At 69.4% G+C, this 209-nt stretch carries 1 protein-coding gene; it reads left to right on the forward strand.

The annotated features are described in order from the left end of the window. Window positions 1–209: hypothetical protein (locus F0Q45_RS30590; RefSeq protein WP_188113234.1), on the forward strand; the 209-nt coding region annotated here is incomplete at both ends.

Consider the following 209-nt stretch of genomic DNA (forward strand, 5'->3'; position numbering starts at 1 on the left):
CTGGCCCAGCTACACACCCACGGCCACAACCCCACCTGGCACCGGCTGCTGCCCCACGCCCACACCACCACACTGCCCACCTACCCCTTCCAACACCACCGCTACTGGCTCACCCCCACCCCCACCCCCGACGTCAGCACCGCCGGCCTCCACCAACCCGACCACCCCCTACTCGGGGCCATCACCACACTCGCCGACCAAGACCAAAC

The organism is Mycobacterium simiae (assembly GCF_008370645.1).
GTDB lineage: Bacteria > Actinomycetota > Actinomycetes > Mycobacteriales > Mycobacteriaceae > Mycobacterium > Mycobacterium simiae_A.